1 protein-coding gene is annotated in these 2041 nt (G+C 70.1%); it reads left to right on the top strand.

Annotation, left to right across the window (positions count from 1 at the left end):
- Positions 1-165: 165 nt before the first annotated feature.
- Positions 166-1935 (top strand): MOSC domain-containing protein, encoded by a 1770-nt coding sequence (locus ACWGI8_RS43515; protein WP_453669064.1) that lies wholly within the window; start codon positions 166-168, stop codon positions 1933-1935.
- Positions 1936-2041: the final 106 nt, after the last annotated feature.

Here is a 2041-nt window from a genome sequence, read left to right as displayed (position 1 = left end):
GTACGAGGATGATCCTCCGCCTTGCGATCGCACGCACCAGACGCCGCAGGCCCCGCCCTCCGGGCGGACGGCGCTACTTTCGCAACACGCCCTAATATCGGCCACAGCGCACAGACACAGCGCCAGGAGGGGCTTCCGGTCGGCCACCCACGCAGGAGAACCGCAATGGCGAGACTGCTGTCCGTCAACGTAGGGACACCCAAGGACGTCTCCTGGCAGGGAAGGACCGTCCACACCGGTGCGTGGAAGGCACCCGTGCGCGGCTCCCGGATGGTGCGGCGACTGAACATCGACGGAGACGGCCAAGGCGACCTGGCCGGGCACGGAGGCGAGATGCGCGCCGTCCTCGTCTACCAACTGCAGTCCTACCAGTACTGGCAAGAGCAGCTCGGCCGGGACGACCTCTCCTTCGGCATCTTCGGAGACAACTTCACCGTCGACGGCCTTCCCGACGACGAAGTGCGCATCGGCGACCGGTACCGCATCGGCGAAGCCGAATTCGAAGTCACCCAGCCTCGCGTCACGTGCTACCGGGTCGGGATGCGCCTGGGCGAACCCGCCATGGCCTCGCTCCTGGTCGCCCACCACCGCCCGGGCTTCTACCTGCGCGTCATCACCGAGGGACACGTCGAAGCCGGCGACCGGATCACCCTCACCCGCAAGGGTCCGGAAGAACTCAGCGTCGCCGACACCGATGCGCTGCTCTACCTCCCCGACCGCGACCCCGCGAAGCTGCGAAAAGCACTCAGCATCCCCGCCCTCAGCCCCGGCTGGCAGGAGTCGTTCCGCGAACTCGCGGCCGCCCAGCAGCCCGGACGGGAACCGGGATGGCCGGGCGAACGCGCCGGCGCCCAGCAGGCCGGAGAGGAACCGGGGTGGCCGGGCTTCAGGACCATGCGCGTCGCCCGGATCGTCCCCGAGACCCCCGCCGTCTCGTCGATCTACCTCGACACCACGGACGGCACACCACTGCCCGAGGCCCGCCCGGGCCAGTACCTGTCCATGCGCCTTGTCACAGGAGATGCCGCCCCTGTCGTGCGGAGCTACTCCTTGTCCTCCGCGCCCGGAGCCGACACCTACCGCATCAGCGTGAAGCACGAGCCCCACGGCCAGGTCAGCAGCTACCTCCACACCAGCCTCCGCACCGGCGACCTCGTGGACATCGCAAGCCCCCGCGGGGCCTTCGTCCTCGAAGAGGGCACGCGCCCCATCGTCCTCATCTCCGCAGGGATCGGCGCCACCCCCGTACTGGCCATGCTCCACCGACTCGCCGCCACACAGGACCCGCGCCCCGTCTGGTGGATCCACACCGCCCATGACCGCGCTCACCACGCCTTCGCGGACGAGGCCCACGAGCTCCTGGCGCAGCTCCCCGACGCCCACGAGCACATCTACTACACCGCAGCCGACGAACCCGCCCCGCATCCCGGCAAGGCCCACATCAGCCACGGCCGCCCGACCGTCCGCTCCCTGGCGGACACGGGCATTCCCCCGGACGCCGACGCCTACCTCTGCGGACCGCCCGCCTTCATGGACGACCTCGGCGGCTACCTGCTCGATCGCGGCTTGAGCCCCGCCCAGATCCACAGGGAACTGTTCAGCGCGCTCCCCGCCATCAACCCCGGCATCACTCCAACCGCTGCAGTCCGCCCGCACCAACCACCGGGCCCCACGGGCAGCGGCCCCCTCGTCACCTTCGCCCGCAGCGGTATCACCACCCGCTGGTCACCGGCCCGCGCATCACTGCTCGGCCTCGCGGAAGCCTGCGACATCCCCACCCGCTGGTCCTGCCGCACGGGCGTGTGCCACACCTGCATCACCCCCCTCGTCTCCGGCACCGTCACCTACACCACCCAGCCGCTCGAACTTCCCGAGCCCGGCACCGTACTGGTGTGCTGCAGCGAGCCAACCACCGAAGTCGTCCTCGACCTCTAGCGAGATGATCCGTCCTCACGCGGCCGCCACCGGCGGCCTCACGAGTGCCGGCAGATGCCGACCTCACCGGGATCAAGGCGCTCCTGGTGCGCGGCCAGGAGGGCAC

Source organism: Streptomyces sp. NPDC054841, assembly GCF_053611045.1.
The sequence above is the reverse complement of the archived record's forward strand: the minus strand, read 5'-3'. Positions and strand labels throughout refer to the sequence as shown.